12 protein-coding genes and 2 tRNA genes are annotated in these 15131 nt (G+C 73.3%); 10 read left to right on the top strand and 4 right to left on the bottom strand.

The window, feature by feature from the left end; genetic code table 11:
• Positions 1-15: 15 nt before the first annotated feature.
• Entirely contained in the window at positions 16-612 is a 597-nt protein-coding gene (locus ACFWJO_RS09925) for a histidine phosphatase family protein (RefSeq protein WP_384409162.1), read from the bottom strand.
• A 131-nt stretch (positions 613-743) separates the two neighbouring features.
• Between ACFWJO_RS09925 and ACFWJO_RS09930 the strand changes: the two genes are divergently transcribed.
• From ACFWJO_RS09930 to ACFWJO_RS09960, 7 genes are all read left to right on the top strand, one after another.
• Positions 744-1613, top strand: a complete 870-nt coding sequence (locus tag ACFWJO_RS09930; protein ID WP_386864231.1) for a phosphatase PAP2 family protein — start codon at positions 744-746, stop codon at positions 1611-1613.
• Positions 1546-2706, top strand: a complete 1161-nt coding sequence (locus ACFWJO_RS09935; protein ID WP_386864232.1) for a hypothetical protein — start codon at positions 1546-1548, stop codon at positions 2704-2706. Before ACFWJO_RS09930 ends, ACFWJO_RS09935 begins: the two co-directional genes overlap by 68 nt.
• The gene (locus tag ACFWJO_RS09940) at positions 2706-4298 is read left to right on the top strand and encodes a hypothetical protein (RefSeq protein WP_386864233.1); all 1593 of its coding nucleotides are present in this window, start codon (positions 2706-2708) and stop codon (positions 4296-4298) included. Before ACFWJO_RS09935 ends, ACFWJO_RS09940 begins: the two co-directional genes overlap by 1 nt.
• Positions 4295-5638 (top strand): AAA domain-containing protein, encoded by a 1344-nt coding sequence (locus ACFWJO_RS09945; RefSeq protein WP_386864234.1) that lies wholly within the window; start codon positions 4295-4297, stop codon positions 5636-5638. The genes ACFWJO_RS09940 and ACFWJO_RS09945 overlap by 4 nt, the downstream gene beginning before the upstream one ends.
• A 131-nt stretch (positions 5639-5769) precedes the next feature.
• Positions 5770-6126, top strand: a complete 357-nt coding sequence (locus ACFWJO_RS09950) for a hypothetical protein (protein WP_386864235.1) — start codon at positions 5770-5772, stop codon at positions 6124-6126.
• Between the two features lie 143 nt (positions 6127-6269).
• Positions 6270-6905 carry a bifunctional DNA primase/polymerase gene (locus ACFWJO_RS09955; protein ID WP_386864236.1) on the top strand — a complete coding sequence of 212 codons (636 nt, stop codon included), beginning with the start codon at positions 6270-6272 and terminating at the stop codon, positions 6903-6905.
• Positions 6896-6969: transfer RNA gene (locus ACFWJO_RS09960), tRNA-Lys, on the top strand. The genes ACFWJO_RS09955 and ACFWJO_RS09960 overlap by 10 nt, the downstream gene beginning before the upstream one ends.
• Before the next feature lie 64 nt (positions 6970-7033).
• On the opposite strand, the gene ACFWJO_RS09965 is transcribed toward ACFWJO_RS09960, so the two are convergent.
• Positions 7034-8302 (bottom strand): M6 family metalloprotease domain-containing protein, encoded by a 1269-nt coding sequence (locus tag ACFWJO_RS09965; protein WP_386864237.1) that lies wholly within the window; start codon positions 8300-8302, stop codon positions 7034-7036.
• Positions 8303-8701: 399 nt separating this feature from the next.
• Between ACFWJO_RS09965 and ACFWJO_RS09970 the strand changes: the two genes are divergently transcribed.
• Positions 8702-10600: a putative bifunctional diguanylate cyclase/phosphodiesterase gene (locus ACFWJO_RS09970; RefSeq protein WP_386864353.1), complete on the top strand. Its 1899-nt coding sequence runs from the start codon at positions 8702-8704 to the stop codon at positions 10598-10600.
• A gap of 170 nt (positions 10601-10770) precedes the next feature.
• Here the strand turns inward: ACFWJO_RS09970 and ACFWJO_RS09975 are convergent, their stop codons facing one another.
• Positions 10771-12504 carry a glycosyl hydrolase family 18 protein gene (locus ACFWJO_RS09975; RefSeq protein ID WP_386864238.1) on the bottom strand — a complete coding sequence of 578 codons (1734 nt, stop codon included), beginning with the start codon at positions 12502-12504 and terminating at the stop codon, positions 10771-10773.
• Positions 12505-12740: 236 nt separating this feature from the next.
• Positions 12741-13805, bottom strand: a complete 1065-nt coding sequence (locus ACFWJO_RS09980; protein ID WP_386864239.1) for an LLM class flavin-dependent oxidoreductase — start codon at positions 13803-13805, stop codon at positions 12741-12743.
• 360 nt (positions 13806-14165) lie between these two features.
• On the opposite strand from ACFWJO_RS09980, the gene ACFWJO_RS09985 reads away from it, so the two are divergent.
• Both ACFWJO_RS09985 and ACFWJO_RS09990 read left to right on the top strand, forming a co-directional pair.
• Positions 14166-14924 carry an IclR family transcriptional regulator gene (locus ACFWJO_RS09985; RefSeq protein WP_385692432.1) on the top strand — a complete coding sequence of 253 codons (759 nt, stop codon included), beginning with the start codon at positions 14166-14168 and terminating at the stop codon, positions 14922-14924.
• A 110-nt stretch (positions 14925-15034) separates the two neighbouring features.
• Positions 15035-15108, top strand: a tRNA-Lys gene (locus ACFWJO_RS09990).
• Positions 15109-15131 lie beyond the last annotated feature (23 nt).

The following is a 15131-nucleotide window of genomic DNA, read 5'->3' on the forward strand; positions in this document are numbered from 1 at the left end:
GCGGGGCCGGCGTGGCTACGCCTCCAGGTGCCCCGTGTCGTTCCAGCGCTCGATCGCGGGGGCGCCGTACGCCCAGCCGAGCACCGACAGGCTCGTCGGGTCGAGCCGTATGCGGGCGGCGAAGGAGACGTCCTCGCCCAGCCAGCGCGCTCCGATCGACCGCAGGATGTGGCCGTGGGCGAAGACCAGGACGTCCCGGTCGGCCGAGCGGGCCCACTCGACGACCTGGTCGGCACGGGCCGAGACCTCGGCCAGGGTCTCGCCCTCCGGAACACCGTCGCGCCAGATGAGCCAGCCCGGCCGGACCGCCTGGATCTCGGCCGGCGTCAGCCCCTCGTACGCCCCGTAGTCCCACTCCATCAGGGCGTCCCAGTTCTCCGCCCGCTCGCCGAAGCCGGCCAGCTCGCAGGTCTCCCGGGCCCGCACCAGCGGGCTGGTGCGCACCTCGACCCCGTCGAGCCCGGCCCACGGTCCGCGGCCGAGGCGGGTGCCGAGCAGCTTCGCGCCGCGGCGGCCCTCGTCGAGCAGCGGGATGTCGGTCCTGCCGGTGTGACGGCCGAGCAGCGACCATTCGGTCTGGCCGTGCCGGGCGAGCAGGATGCGCGGTGCCATGAAGGCTCTCCAGGGGTTCACGGGAAGGGTGCCCTCCCATCATCGCCCACGTGAAATCCGGGTGACCCCCGGGCAACCCCGGAGCGTGTGCCGGCGTCCTCACTCGGTCGGGGAGAACGGGGGGACCGGGTATGCGCAGGCCACGCTGGTGGGCGGAGCTCGTGCTGATCGCCGCGGTGTACGCGGCCTACTCCTGCGGGCGGCTCCTCGCCCGCGGGGACGTGGGCACGGCGGTCGGCCACGGCCTGGCGATCCTGCGGGCGGAGGACTTCCTGGGCATCGCCGTGGAGCGCCCGCTGAACCGGCTCTTCACGGCGGTGCCCGCGCTCGGCGTGCCCGCCGACTTCGCGTACGCCTCCCTCCACTACCTGGTCACGCCCGCGGTCCTGGTCTGGCTGTTCCGCCGCCGGCCCGCGCACTACCGGGCCGCGCGGACCTGGCTGACGGTCTCCACGCTGCTCGGCCTGGTGGGCTTCACCCTGCTGCCGACCTGTCCGCCCCGGCTGCTCGACCCGGGCCACGGCTTCGTGGACACCATGGCCCGCTTCAGCTCGTACGGCTGGTGGGGCGGGGAGGCGAGCGCGCCGCGGGGGCTCGGCGCGCTCACCAACCAGTACGCGGCGATGCCGAGCCTGCACGTGGGCTGGGCGCTGTGGTGCGGCGTGATGCTGTGGCGGTACGGGCGGACACCGCTGTCCAGGGCGCTCGGCGTCGGTCATCCGCTGCTGACCGTGCTCGTCGTCATGGGCACGGCCAACCACTATCTCCTCGACGCGGTCGCCGGGGCGGCCGTGATGGGCGCGGGGCTGCTGCTCGCGCCTTACGCGATGCGCCTGGCCGACCGGGTGGCGGGCCGACCGGCGGACCGGGTGATGACGTGCGGATCCCGGCGAAACGCCCCGTCTGTCAGTGGCGGATGGGAGACTTCCGCGGGTGAGCGCATCCCTGGGCAGCGGTCCGCACCGGCCGCCGCAGACGACATTCCGTCATCGGCTCGCTGAGCTGCGCGGACCGGCCGCCGTGCCGCGTCCGCTCGACGCGCGGGCGCTGGCCGCCCTGGCCGCGAACCCCGGTTGCAGGCGGCGCGCGATCCTCGACGGCGCGGGCGTGGACAAGACCGCGCTCGCCGCGAAGCTGGGCGCGCCCTCGGGCTTCGGCCAGTCGCAGTTCGCGATCGCCCGGGGCAACGCGTTCGAGGCGAAGGTGAAGGCGGACGGCGGGCGGGAGCTGCTCGGTCTGCTCGGCATCACGGAGCCGGGGACGGTGGACCTGCCGGAGCTCGCCGCGGCCGGGCCGGAGGGCCGGGCGGCCCGGACGGCGCTCGCGCTGCGGGAGGCGACGGCGGCCGGCCGCTGGGCGCTGCTCGACCATCCGATGCTGGCGCTCGAGGTCGCGGGCTCGCCGGTCTATCTGGAGCCGGACGCGGTCGTGGTCCATCCCGACGGGCGGTGGACGGTCGTCGAGATCAAGTCCTTCCCGATGATCGACGGCTCGGCCGACGCGTCGAAGGTGGGCGCGGCGGCCCGTCAGGCCGCGGTGTACGTGCTGGCACTGGAGCGGATCGCGTCCGTGACCGAGGGCGCCGAGGTGGCGCACCGGGTGCTGCTCGTCTGCCCGAAGGACTTCTCCAACCTGCCGACGGCCTCGGCGGTCGACGTCCGCAAGCAGCTGGCGGTCACCCGGCGCCAGCTCGCCCGGCTGACCCGGATCGAGGAGATCGCGGACGCGCTGCCCGAGGGCGTCACCTTCGACGTGGCGGAGTGCTCGGCCGAGGAGCTGGCCGCGGCCGTGGAGTGCGTCCCGCACGCGTACGCGCCGGAGTGCCTGTCCGCCTGCGAGCTGGCGTTCCACTGCCGGGAGCGGGCCCGGGCCGCGGACGCGGTGGCGGCGCTCGGCCGGTCCCTGCGGGGCGAGCTGGGCGGGCTGACGACGATCGGCGCGGTCCTGGCGGCGGCGCGCGGCGAGGAGGGCGACCCGGAGGACCCGGCGGTGGCGGCGCTGCGCCGGGCGCGGGCGCTGCGCGGCGAGGCGCTGGCGGCAGCCGCGGGTGCCGTGCGGGCCGCCGGTGGCGTGGGCGGGGCGGAGGTGGCCTGATGTCGCTGATCTCCACGCTGGCCCGGATGGAGGCCGTCGAGGCGGGCCGGGCGCAGCCGCTGGCCACCGTGCGACACGGACATTTGCCGGGACGGCGTTTGTTTTTTGTGTTTGTGGAGATTTCTGGGGGGGTGGGCGCGCGGCTTGGGGCGTGGGTCGGCACGGACCCGGAGGAGCCGCGGCTGCTGGTCGTGCCGCAGCCGCGCGACCGGGACCTGCGCTTCACGTTCCTCGCCGAACTGGCCGACGAGATCCTGCCGTACGTCGACTCCTTCGCCGGGGAGGTCGAGGCCGTCGAGCGCTCCGAGACCGACCCGGAGACCGGGAAGAAGGTCAAGGTCGAGGTCGAACTCTGCGCGGACGCGCCGCAGTTGGTGGTGCCGAGCCGGGCCGGCATCGAGTACGTGCGGCTGCTCGGCCGGTCGATGCGGTTCCGGCGGACGGCCGAGCAGGACCCGGAGACACCGTTCCCCGCGCCGCCTCGGGTGCCGCTCCTCGGGCGCTGGCTGACCCACTTCGGCGAGCGGGCCCGGGTGCCGGGCTCCTCGCTGCTCCTCGCGGCGACGGACCTGCTGAACCGGCACTGGGCGACCGGCCAGTCCTCCCTGGAGGACCAGCACCTGGGCGCGCTGCTCGCCTGGATCGGCGCCGATCCCGACCGGGACGGGGAGACCGGTGCCGAGGCGGCACTGCGCGCGGAGCTCGGGCGGGACGCGCAGGGCCAGTTGCTGTGCCCGCCGGCCGGCCCGGCGACCGACCCGGCCTTCGACAACCGGCTGCTCGCGCCCGCGATCGAGGCGTACGACCGGGCCCGCCAGGCGCTCGGCGCCGCCGAGGACGGCGGGGCGGCCGAGGACGGCCTGGCCGCGCTGACCCGGGCCGAGCGGGAGATCCGCCGGCTGGTCGCCTCCCAGCTGAAGCCCACCTGGGACGCGGTGTGGCGGGCGCTCGGTCTGCTGCGGGAGCTCCCGGAGGGCGCGCGGGTCGCCGACCGGTGGACCCGCGACCGCTGGTCGTTCACCGGCCAGCGCGACCGGATCGCGGCGGGCGAGCCGCCGCAGCCGCGCCGGGACGACGCCGTGACCGCCGCCCAGAAGCTGGCCGCGCGCGAGCAGGCACAGGGCCAGCTGGAGGCGCAGGAGGCGCTGGACGACCCGCTGGTCATGGCGGGACGGCGGCTCGCGGGCGAGGCGTTCGTCGCGGAGGTCGTCGAGGTCACGATGACGCGCACCGAGAAGAACCGCCCCCGCCCGCTGCTCACGGTCCGCACGGACGACCGCCCGCATCTGGGCGAGGGCGTGAAGGTGTACCGCTCGCTGGAGGGGAAGCCGCAGGCGGCGGAGTGCGTCGGGCAGGAGCCCGACGGGGCCCTGGTCCTGCGCGTCCTGGACCGGATGGGCCGCTCGAAGGACCCGGCGGAGGGCTCCGTGCCGGAGAAGGGCGAGCGGATCGCCTGGACGCTGTTCGAGCACGACCAGCGGCCGGGCGCGAAGCTGCCGGACCCGGAGGAGACGCCGTGGACCCATGGCGGGCCCCCGCGCTCCGACGCCGCCGAACTTCCCGACGCCATCACCTCCGAGGACATCCTGTGACCTTCGACCGTGCGGACTTCGACCCGTCCGCGGCAGCCGCGCGGGCGACCGCCGACATCCTGGCGAGCACCCTGCACGGGACCGCCAGGGGCGTCGTCGTGGACTCCCCGCCCGGTGCCGGCAAGTCGACGCTGGTGGTGCGGGCGGCGCTCGAACTGGCGGAGGCCGGCCGCCCGCTGATGATCGTCGCGCAGACCAACGCCCAGGTGGACGACCTGGTGCTGCGCATCGCGGACAAGCAGCCGGACCTCCCGGTCGGCCGGCTGCACTCCAACGACTCCGATCCGTACGACAAGGCGCTGGAAGACCTGGAGCAGGTACGGAAATCGGCGAAGGCGGCGGAGCTCGCGGGCCTGCCCGTGGTCGTGTCGACGGCCGCGAAGTGGGCGCACGTGAAGAACGTGGAGCCGTGGGCGCACGCCATCGTGGACGAGGCGTACCAGATGCGCTCGGACGCGCTGCTCGCGGTGGCGGGCCTGTTCGAGCGGGCGCTGTTCGTGGGCGACCCGGGCCAGCTGGACCCGTTCTCCGTGGTGGGCGCGGAGCAGTGGGCGGGCCTGTCGTACGACCCTTCGGCGTCCGCCGTCTCGACGCTACTGGCCCACAACCCCGACCTGCCCCAGCACCGTCTCCCGGTGTCCTGGCGCCTCCCGGCCTCGGCCGCGCCGCTCGTCTCCGACGCCTTCTACCCGTACACGCCGTTCCGTTCCGGCACCGGCCCCGGCGACCGCCGCCTCGCCTTCGGCGTGGCCTCGGACGGCTCGGCCCCGGACCGGGTCCTGGACGAGGCGGCCGAGTCCGGCTGGGGCCTCCTCGAACTGCCGGCCCGGCACACCCCGCGCACGGACCCGGAGGCGGTCCACGCCGTCGCCCTGGTGGTGCGCCGGCTCCTGGACCGGGGCGGCGTCACGATCAGCGAGCCGACCCCCGATCCCGTGCCGCTCACCGCGGACCGGATCGCCGTAGGCACGGCCCACCGCGACCAGGCGGCGGCCGTGCGGGCGGCGCTGACGGAGCTGGGCGTCACGGGCGTGACGGTGGACACCGCGAACCGCCTGCAGGGCCGCGAGTACGACGTCACGGTCGTCCTCCACCCGCTGTCCGGCCGCCCGGACGCCACCGCCTTCCACCTGGAGACGGGCCGCCTCTGCGTCCTCGCCTCCCGCCACCGCCACGCCTGCGTCGTCGTCTGCCGCGCGGGCGTCACGGAGCTGCTCGACGAACACCCCTCGACGGAGCCGGTCCAGCTGGGCGTCACGGTGAAGTTCCCCGACGGCTGGGAGGCGAACCACGCGGTCCTGTCCCACCTGGCGGAGCACCGGGTGCCCTGGACGCCGTGAGCCCGCCCCACCCCCCCGGCTGCGAGTGACCTGGACGCCGTGAAACGGGGCCTCCGGCGGTCTTGCCAGGCGCGGGAGAATGGAAGTGGCCCGGGTTTCCGGGCCGCGTGTGTGCGAGGAGGAGAAGGACCATGGCGGAATCCGCGGAGCGGAGCGCACAGCGGCGGGTCAGGCCGGCGCCGCTGATCTTCGAGCCTGCCGAGGCGACCGCCGACCCGGAGCACTTCTTCGACCTGGAGTCGATGGAGGACCCCCGGGAGCTGCTGGCCCGGGCGACGGAGCTGACCGTGGCGTTCCGGGCGGCGACCGACCGGGCGATCGAGTTCCAGGCGATCGCGGCGGCCCAGCTCGCGGACCCGCGCCGGTTCGACCGGCTGACGGCGGCCGCCGTGGCGGAGCGGGCCGAGTGGACCGAGGACTACGCCCGGAAGATGATCGAGTTCGGGCAGGACCTGATCCGCTCGTCCGGGCGCGACAAGGACGAGTGACCCGGCGGGCCGTTCGGCGGGCAGACCGCCGGACTGGCCGTCTGGCATATGCCGGGGCGCAAGATACTCCCCTCGACCCCGTCCTGTCCGGGTTTCCGGCAACCCGCTGAAACGGAACGGTCACGGCCGGTAGATCTTCTCGTATGACGACGTGGCTGCGCGACGAGACGACCCCGTACGACATCTTCCGCTTCCTGCGGGACCCGGACGAGGAGCGGCACCAGACCGCGCGGGTGACCGAGGAGGGCGCCGCCTGGCTCGCCTCGGCCACCGCCCGCCCCGACCACACGCTCGCGGTCTGGCAGGAGCGGCCCGCCGCGCCGGCGGCGCTGCCCTGCGGCACGGCCTTCGACGTGGTGAACGTGGAGCCGATCTTCGGGCGCCGGATGCTCGACCGGCTGTGGGCGGAGGGCCCGGGCTCCGGCCCGATCGCCCTGCACCGGGGCCGGATGCTGCTCTTCGCCGCGCCCGGCACCGCCCAGCGCTTACCGTCCCTGCTCGACTGGGAGGAGTGGGGCGACGCCGTGCCCCGGCCGCTGTGCCACGGCGTGGGCGACGCGGTGACCGTCCCGCCGCTCGCCCCGACCGGCCCGGACGCCCAGGGGCCGCGCTGGGTGGTCGCCCCCGACACCCGCAAGCCCTGGCTGCCCGGCCCCGAGGTGCTGCTGTGGGCCTGCGTGCGAGCCGTCCGCATGGTTTCGCGGGCCGACGTGCGGGTATCGATTTTTGCTTCGGCGGATCCGGATGCTAATGTCTACGACGTCAGCAGGCGCCGCTAGCTCAGTTGGTTAGAGCAGCTGACTCTTAATCAGCGGGTCCGGGGTTCGAGTCCCTGGCGGCGCACAGACGGAAGAAGCCCCTCGCGGAAGCGGGGGGCTTCTTCGTGTGCCGGGGAGCGGCGCCTCGATCAGGACCTCTCCGCCGCTCCCACGGGCTGCGGGCCGCTGATCCGCACCGTCCACACGCCCGCACCGGTCCGCTCGGCCACCTCCACCCGTACGCCGGTGCCGGGCACGGTGAAGGACTCGCCCTCCCGCAGCGGCGCGTCCGCGAGCGGCGGGTAGACCGAGCGCTCCCAGCAGGCCTCGGTGCGCGGATGGGTGTCCACGACCTCCACGGGGCCGTCGCCGGACGCCGCCCGGTTGCGGACCCGGTAGACGAGTACGCCCTCGGTGCAGGTGTCCGCGTCGTTGCCGGTCGCCGAGCGGGCCTCGACGGCGAGCACGCTGTCCTCGCCCGTACGGACCACCGCGAGCCGGGTGCCGAGGGTGCCGCCGGCCACGGGCGCGGCGGCGACCGGCTCCAGGCCGATCACGTGCGTGCCGGGGCCGCGGACGCAGGCCACCTGGCCGCGGCCGAGCCAGCCCAGCTTCCACTTGTGCCAGGCGAAGAGGTCGGGCGCGAGGCCGAACTGGCTGCCCATGACGTCCCAGTCGCCCACATGGGTGTCCCAGTCGCCCTTGCCGTCCGTGGGCCGGTGGTAGAGGTCGGGCAGGTCGAAGACGTGCCCGGTCTCGTGGGCGAGCACGTTGCGGTCCGGCGGATGCCGCTCGAAGACCGTCACGATCCGCTCGATCTCCGTCCCGTCGGCCTCCAGCGGTTGCTCCAGGTTGACCACCTTGGTGGCGTCGGAGTCCACGCCCGGCGCGTCCGGGTCGGCGACCAGGTAGACGATGTCGTAGCGGGAGAAGTCGACGGAGGCGTCGGCCGCCCGGACCGCGTCGCGCAGGTAGGCCGCGCGGTGCTCGGCGCTCCAGTCACGCCGTATCGCGTACGAGGAGGAGTCCCGCGGCATCCTCGTCCAGGCGGTCTGCGGGTGCGCGCGCAGGCTGAACCGGCCGTAGGAGGCGCGGTCGAAGAACTCCGCCGTGCCCGGGAAGTGGTCGGCGGTCAGCTCGGCCGGGCTGGTGAGCGGGTCCGAGTCCGGGAAGGACAGGAAGATCATGACCGCGTCGAGCGAGCGGGCGGGCCGCGGATAGGCCCGGTTCCAGGTGTCGAGGCCGAGCGAGTGATGGGCGGCGGTACGAGGCAGGGCGCACGGGCCCGCGGAGTGCGCGGCGACGGCGGGGCCGGCGACCAGGCCGGTCGCGGCGAGTGCCGCGAGCGAGGTGAAGGCGGCCGCGCCGGCCCGCAGACGCGAGCGCCGCACTCCCCCGGGTGGCTGCTGACCCCTCACGTGGACCTCCGGCTCCGGAAAGCGTGACACCCCACCCACCTTGTGCGGGTTTGGGATGTTTCGCACCTTTCCGCTGCCCCGGTCGGGTGAGCGGGACTCGCCGGGGCGACGCGACACGGACGCGCGGCAGCTCACGGAAAGTCACAATCGGTCAGGGTGCCGTCGACCCGTGTCAGACCCGCGCAGAAACGATCGGCCGGGTGCGTGGGTGGGCAGCCTCACAGCCCGCCGGAGGCCGCAGGCGGGCCCCGGAGCTGGAATGGCGCCCGGGCCAGCCTCTATGATCGGCACACTTTCCCTGGCCGACCATTCCGACCACATCTGTACGGCCCGAACGCACTACGGGAGCGAGCGGTGAGCGGAACCCCCGAAGAACCGGTGCATCCGTCGGCGGAGCCGATGCTCACGGAGCGTCACTCACCCCCACTCGATCCCGGCCCCGGACCCGAACTCGGGGCCGGACGCGACTCCGGACCCGGACGCGGCCCCGGACCCGGCCTCGACGCCGCGGAACTCCGCGACTACCGCGCCGCCTTCCGCGCCGCCCGGCTCGCGATGGCCCTGGTCGACCGGGACGGCGTCGTCGTCGCCGCGAACGACGCGCTCGCCGCGCTGCTCGGCACCGAGCCGGCCGCCCTCCGCCGGCAGGCCGCCGCCGACCTCGTCGACCTCGCCGCCGACGGCCGCACCTGGCACGCCTACCGCGAGGTACTGCGCGGCCGGCGCTCCCGGTTCCGCTGCACCCGCCGGCTCAAGCACCCCGACGGGCAGTCGCTGTGGGCCGAGGTGACCGTCTCGCCCGTCCCCGACAGCCCGCGCGTGCTGCTCTCGGTCGCCGACATCAGCGACCGGCGCGAGCTCCAGGCGCGGCTGCGCCACCTCCAGATGCACGACCCGGTCACCCGGCTGCCCAACCGCACCCTCTTCTTCGAGCGCCTGACCGCCGCCCTGGAGAGCGCCGCCGCCGAGGGCCCCTCCGACGAGGACCTCCGTGACCCGGAGTACGACCCCTATCCGTCGTACGGGTCCTACGAGTCGTACGGGCATGGCAGAACAGGGCGGATCGGCCTCTGCTATCTGGACCTGGACGGCTTCAAGGCGGTCAACGACACCCTCGGCCACCGGGTCGGCGACCGGCTGCTCGCCGCCGTCGCCGGCCGGCTCACCGAATGCGCCGACGGACACGGCTTCACGCGCGGCGGCGGCCACCTCGTGGCCCGGCTCGGCGGCGACGAGTTCGCGATCCTGGTGGAGGACTCCGTCGGCACCGAGCAGCTGGCCGACCTGGCGCAGTCCGTGCTCACCTCGCTCCAGGAGCCCTTCGACCTGTCCGGGCAGCGGCTCTCGGTCTCCGCGTCCATCGGCGTGGTCGAGCGGCGCGCCCACGGCTCGACGGCGACGCAGCTGATGCAGGCCGCCGACACCACGCTGTACTGGGCCAAGGCCGACGGCAAGGCCCGCTGGACGCTCTTCGACCCGGAGCGCAACGCCCACCGCATGACCCGGCAGGCGCTGTCCTCCACACTGCGGCCCGCCGTGGAGCGCGGTGAGTTCGCGCTGGAGTACCAGCCGCTCGTGGACCTCGCCGACGGGGCGGTGCGCGGGGTGGAGGCGCTGGTGCGCTGGAACCACCCGCAGTTCGGCACGCTGACGCCGAATCGGTTCGTCGGCATCGCCGAGGAGGACGGCTCCATCGTCGAGCTCGGGCGCTGGGTGCTGAACACCGCCTGCCGCCAGGCCCGGCAGTGGCAGAAGGACCACCCGGGCGACCGGCCGATCTTCGTCAGCGTCAACGTGGCGGTGCGTCAGGTCTGGGACTCCGACCTGGTCGCCGACGTCGCCGGCATCCTCGCCGAGACCGGGCTCGCGCCGCACCTGCTCCAGCTGGAGCTCACCGAGTCGGCGGTGATGGGCTCGGCGGGCCGGCCGCTCCAGGCGCTCCAGGCGCTCAGCGACATGGGCGTGCGGATCGCGATCGACGACTTCGGCACCGGCTACTCGAACCTCGCCTATCTGAGCCGGCTGCCGGTCTCCGTCCTGAAGCTGGACGGATCGTTCGTGCGCGGCTTCCAGGACGAGGAGCACGCCAACCCGGCCGACGAGCTGATCGTGGAGGCGCTGGTGCAGCTCGCCCACCGGCTCGGGCTGACGGTCACCGCGGAGTGCGTGGAGACCGCGGGGCAGGCCGCGCGGCTGCGCAGGATCGGCTGCGACACCGGCCAGGGCTGGCTCTACTCGCGGCCGGTGGCACCGGAGCGCATCGCCGGACTGATCGGCGTCGCGCCCCTTCCCGTGTAGTCGCGCCCCTTCCCGTCTAGTCGCGCCTCTTCCCGTGCGGTCGCGCCCCTTCCCGTGCGGTCGCGCCCCTTCCCGTACGGGAGTCCGGCAGGCGGGCATGGAACTGCCCCCGGCCGGAGGGACATTCCGGGCGGGGGCAGTGGTTCACGCGGTGCTACGGCAGTCGGGGGTCAGCAGGCGCCCTGGTCCTTCCAGACGCCCCACTCGCCGGTCGTGCCCGGCTCCTCGTTCTGGGTCCACCACTGGGCGAGCCACTTGCGGCCCTTGTGCGAGACGACCGAGCCGCCGGTGTAGACGGTGCCGGCCACGTACGCCGGGGCGGTGCAGCCGGTCGGCGGGGTGGTGGTCTGCGTGGGGGTCGGGGTGGGGCTCGTGGTGGTCGCCGTCGGGGTCGGGGTCGCCGTGGTCTGGGTCGGCGTCGGCGTCGGGTTCGTCGGGGACGAGCCGACCGCGGTCACGATCTGGTTGAAGAGCGTGGCGTTGGCGTCCAGGCCGAGCAGCGAGTACATCATCGCGCCGGCGAGACCGCGCTGGTGGGCGTAGTCGGCGCGGGCCTGGATGGTGCGCTGGTCGAGACCGGTGAAGAACTCGCCGTCCTTGTAGAAGTAGGCGGACTTGGCCTGGTCGTCCCAGAAGGTGGTCGCCGGGTTGTCGACGATGCCGCCGAGCTCCTTGTAGTGCGCGATGCCGGCCTGCTGGCTGACCGGGCGGACGGCGGAGGCGCCGGTGGCGGGCTGGGCGAGGCCGTTGGTGGTGCCGGCCGGCACGCCCTTCCAGCCGCGGTAGTAGAACTCGTAGCCGAGCGTCAGCTTGTTCGCCGGGAAGCCGCCGGTGATGCCGTAGGCGGGCTTGCCGTCGATCCAGGAGTCGATGGCGTTGTCGATCGAGTACTTCTCGGTGCCCGGCTTGATGACGTCGGTCGGGTCGTTGGTGCCGGAGTGGAGCGGGGACTGGTGGTACGTCGGCCCGTCGCCGTCCCAGGCGCCGTGCATGTCGTACGTCATGATGTTCGCGTAGTCGAGGTACGCGCCGATCTTGTCCGTCTCGATGTTCTTGATCTTGTCCTGGCCGGCCGGCAGGGCGGCGGTCAGCAGGTACTTCTTGCCGCCGTGGGCGGCGCCGTACTCGTCGAGCTGCTTGCGGAACTCGGCGAGCAGGAGGGTGAAGTTCTGCTTGTCCTCGGGCGCGTAGTGGTTGCCGAGGTGGCCGTCGGGCGAGCCGGGGTACTCCCAGTCGATGTCGATGCCGTCGAAGATGCCGGCGGCGGTGCCGGGGCCGCCGTAGCCGCCCTCGACCGGCAGGTCGCCCTGGATGTACTGCTTGATGCAGGAGGCGACGAGCTTCTTGCGGCTGGCGTCGGTCCTGGCCGCGTCCGAGAAGTACTTGGAGTAGGTCCAGCCGCCGAGCGATATGTTGATCTTCAGGTGGGGGTGCTTCGCCTTCAGCTCCTTGAACTGGTTGAAGACGCCCACGATCGGCTGGTCCCACTTGTCGGCCACGCCGTCGACGCTGTCCGCGGCCGAGAAGGACTTCTGGTAGTCGGCGTACGAGTCGCCCGCCCCGTCACCGGCGTTGGGGTTGGCGTCGTCGCCCGCGGCCTTGTTGGCCTCGAAACAGGTGAGGTCGGTCGGGTGGATGTTCCCGAACGAGTAGTTGATGACGTCCAGTTTGGCCGCGATGCCCCGCTGGTCGAGGTGCTTCGGGTAGAAGGCGTTCCCGTACACGCTCCACTGGTCGTAGTACGCGATCTTGACGCCGCCGGTGGACGCGGCCGTGGTCGCGGTGTCGGCGGCCTGCGCGGAGCCGAGGCCGGCGGTGGCGGCGAGCGCGCCCGCGGCGAGGGCCGAGCTGAGGAGTGCGGCGATCAGCGGTCTGCGGGGACTGCGGGGATTGCGGGGGTGCACGTGCGGCCTCCGGGAGGGGTGGCGGTACGGAAGTTGGAGCAGTGATATCCGCCGTGTGAACAGTGCGTCAATGGTCTGAACCAGATTGAGGACTAGACCAATTGGCGGGAGAAAGCCCTTGTCAGAGGCGCGCAGCACAAAACGGAACCGCTCGCCACCACAGGTGACGAGCGGTTTAAGGCTCCCTTAGGACTCCGGGGCCGGCTGGTTCACCGGTGAACCAGCCCCCGTCTTTTTCACAGCTCCGGCAGGTCGTAGGCGTCGGCGATCAGCTCGTAGCTGCGCAGCCGGGCCTCCCCGCCGTGCACGTTGGACGTGATCATCAGCTCGTCGGCGCCGGTGCGCTTCCGCAACCCGTCCAGGCCGTCGCGCACTTCGTCCGCCGTGCCGTGCACGATGTTCGCCAGCCAGCCGTCGACGAAGTCCCGCTCGGCGGGGCTGAAACCGTACGCCTCCGCCTCCTCGGGCGTCGGCACCAGGCCCGGCCGGCCGGTGCGCAGCCGCAGCATCGACAGGGCTCCGGTCAGGACCTGGCGGTACGCCTCCTTCGCCTCGTCGGCGGCGAGCGCGGCGACGCCGATCAGCGCGTACGGCTCGTCGAGCACCGCCGAGGGCCGGAAGGAGTCCCGGTAGAGCTCGAGCGCGGGGATCGTGTTGCGCGCGGAGAAGTGGTGGGCGAAGGCGAAGGGCAGGCCGAGCAGACCGGCGAGCCGCGCGCTGAAGCCGGAGGAGCCGAGCAGCCAGACCGGCGGCCGGCCCTTCGGGCCCTGCACCGGTCCGGGCACGGCGTGGATCCGGGCGTACGGGTGGCCGTCGGGGAACGCGTCGTCCAGGAAGCGGGTCAGCTCGGCGAGCTGCTCCGGGAAGTCGTCGGCTCCCTCGCCGAGCGTCGGGGTCCGCCTCAGCGCGGCGGCCGTCGCCCCGTCCGTGCCGGGCGCGCGGCCGAGGCCGAGGTCGATCCGGCCCGGGGCGAGCGCCTCCAGGGTGCCGAACTGCTCGGCGATCACCAGCGGGGCGTGGTTGGGCAGCATCACGCCGCCGGAGCCCAGCCGGATGCGGCTGGTGTGGGCGGCCAGGTGGGCCAGGATCACGGCGGGCGAGGAGGAGGCGACGCCCGGCATGGAGTGGTGCTCGGCCACCCAGTGCCGGTGGTAGCCGCGGCGCTCGGCGAGCCTGCTGATCTCCACGCTGGTGGCGAGCGCCTGGCTCGCGGTGCGCCCCTGGCCGACCGTGACCAGGTCGAGCACGGACAGCGGTACGGGCGCGGTGCCGCGCGCCTCTCCTCGAATCGCGTCTCGCATCGCGTCGCTCACCGTGGACGGCCTTCCTGCGCAGTGACGAATGTTCCTGTCGGGTTCCGTGATGCCGGGAAAAGATGGTCCCGGGCCGACGGGAGAGCCAACAGGAGGGTGTCTCCGCTTATTCCGCCGAAAAAATCTTCACGTCCGGAAGGCCCCCGAACGCCCGTGCGGCGGGCCTCGCACACGGCGCTGACCTCAGACTCTCCGGTAGGGCTTTGACCATGGCATATGCCAGAGTGGTGAGCCCCAGCACAGGGCCCCTGAGCAGCGAATCAATCTCGCCAACAGCCGCCCCGTTGCGGGCGCTTGGCGGCTATCGTGGTACGGAAGCTTGCGGTCACAACCTGGTAGGGGGAAACCGTGGCGCTGAAGCCCGAGCCCACCGCGCCGTTCCACTCGGTGCAATACGCCCTGCGTGTGCTTGAGACGGTCTCACGACACGGCGGCGGCGTGACGGACGTGCAGATCGCACGGGAGACCGGCCTGCCCGTCGCCCACCTGTCGTCCCTGCTCCTCATGCTCAGGCGCGAGGGTTACGTGGAGCAGGTCTCCGACGGCGCCTACGTCATCGGCGACTCCCTGGTCCTCCTCGGCTCCGGCAGCACCCGGCGCGAGGCGCTGGAGCGCAAGCTCCAGGAGACCCTGACCGAGCTGCGCGACTCGGTCGGCGCCGCCGTCTACATCAGCCGCTACATCGACGGCGAGGTGAAGATCACCCAGTTCGCCGACGGCCCGCGCACCCCGAAGGTCAACGAGTGGGTGGACTTCCGCTCCGCCGCGCACGCCAGCGCGGTCGGCAAGTGCCTGCTGACCCAGCTCGACCTGAACGGGCGCCGCGACCACCTCTCCCGTCACAAGATCGCCCGGCTGACCTCCCGGACGATCACCAACGAGAAGGTGCTGTTCTCCAAGCTGGACAGCCAGCCGCCGACCGTCCCCGTGCTCGACCTCCAGGAGTACGCGGTGGGCACCGTCTGCGCGGCGGTGCCGCTGACGGCGGGCTCGGCCGTGGGCTGCCTGGCGCTCTCGCTGCCGCTGGAGCACGCGCACCGGCTGCGTTCGGCGGCCGACATGCTGAACCGGCGAGCGGCTCCGGTGGTGCTCTCGCTGGCGATCTGAGGACGTCCGGCCACCCCCGGGCGGGGCGGCCGGACGGGCCCGAGCGGGTCCCGGTCCGAGGGTGGTCACGAGCACCCCTCGGGACCAGGTAGTATTTTCTCTGTCAGCAGGCGCCGCTAGCTCAGTTGGTTAGAGCAGCTGACTCTTAATCAGCGGGTCCGGGGTTCGAGTCCCTGGCGGCGCACAGACAGAGGAAGCCCCTCGCGA

This window comes from Streptomyces sp. NPDC127092, from assembly GCF_042722475.1.
GTDB lineage: Bacteria > Actinomycetota > Actinomycetes > Streptomycetales > Streptomycetaceae > Streptomyces.

Excerpts from the sequence above, each read along its gene's own strand:
- ACFWJO_RS09925 (WP_384409162.1), bottom strand. The coding sequence starts at position 612 with ATGGCACCGCGCATCCTGCTCGCCCGGCACGGCCAGACCGAATGGTCG.
- ACFWJO_RS09930 (WP_386864231.1), top strand. The coding sequence starts at position 744 with ATGCGCAGGCCACGCTGGTGGGCGGAGCTCGTGCTGATCGCCGCGGTG.
- ACFWJO_RS09940 (WP_386864233.1), top strand. The coding sequence starts at position 2,706 with ATGTCGCTGATCTCCACGCTGGCCCGGATGGAGGCCGTCGAGGCGGGC.
- ACFWJO_RS09950 (WP_386864235.1), top strand. The coding sequence starts at position 5,770 with ATGGCGGAATCCGCGGAGCGGAGCGCACAGCGGCGGGTCAGGCCGGCG.
- ACFWJO_RS09955 (WP_386864236.1), top strand. The coding sequence starts at position 6,270 with ATGACGACGTGGCTGCGCGACGAGACGACCCCGTACGACATCTTCCGC.
- ACFWJO_RS09970 (WP_386864353.1), top strand. The coding sequence starts at position 8,702 with ATGCTCACGGAGCGTCACTCACCCCCACTCGATCCCGGCCCCGGACCC.
- ACFWJO_RS09980 (WP_386864239.1), bottom strand. The coding sequence starts at position 13,805 with ATGCGAGACGCGATTCGAGGAGAGGCGCGCGGCACCGCGCCCGTACCG.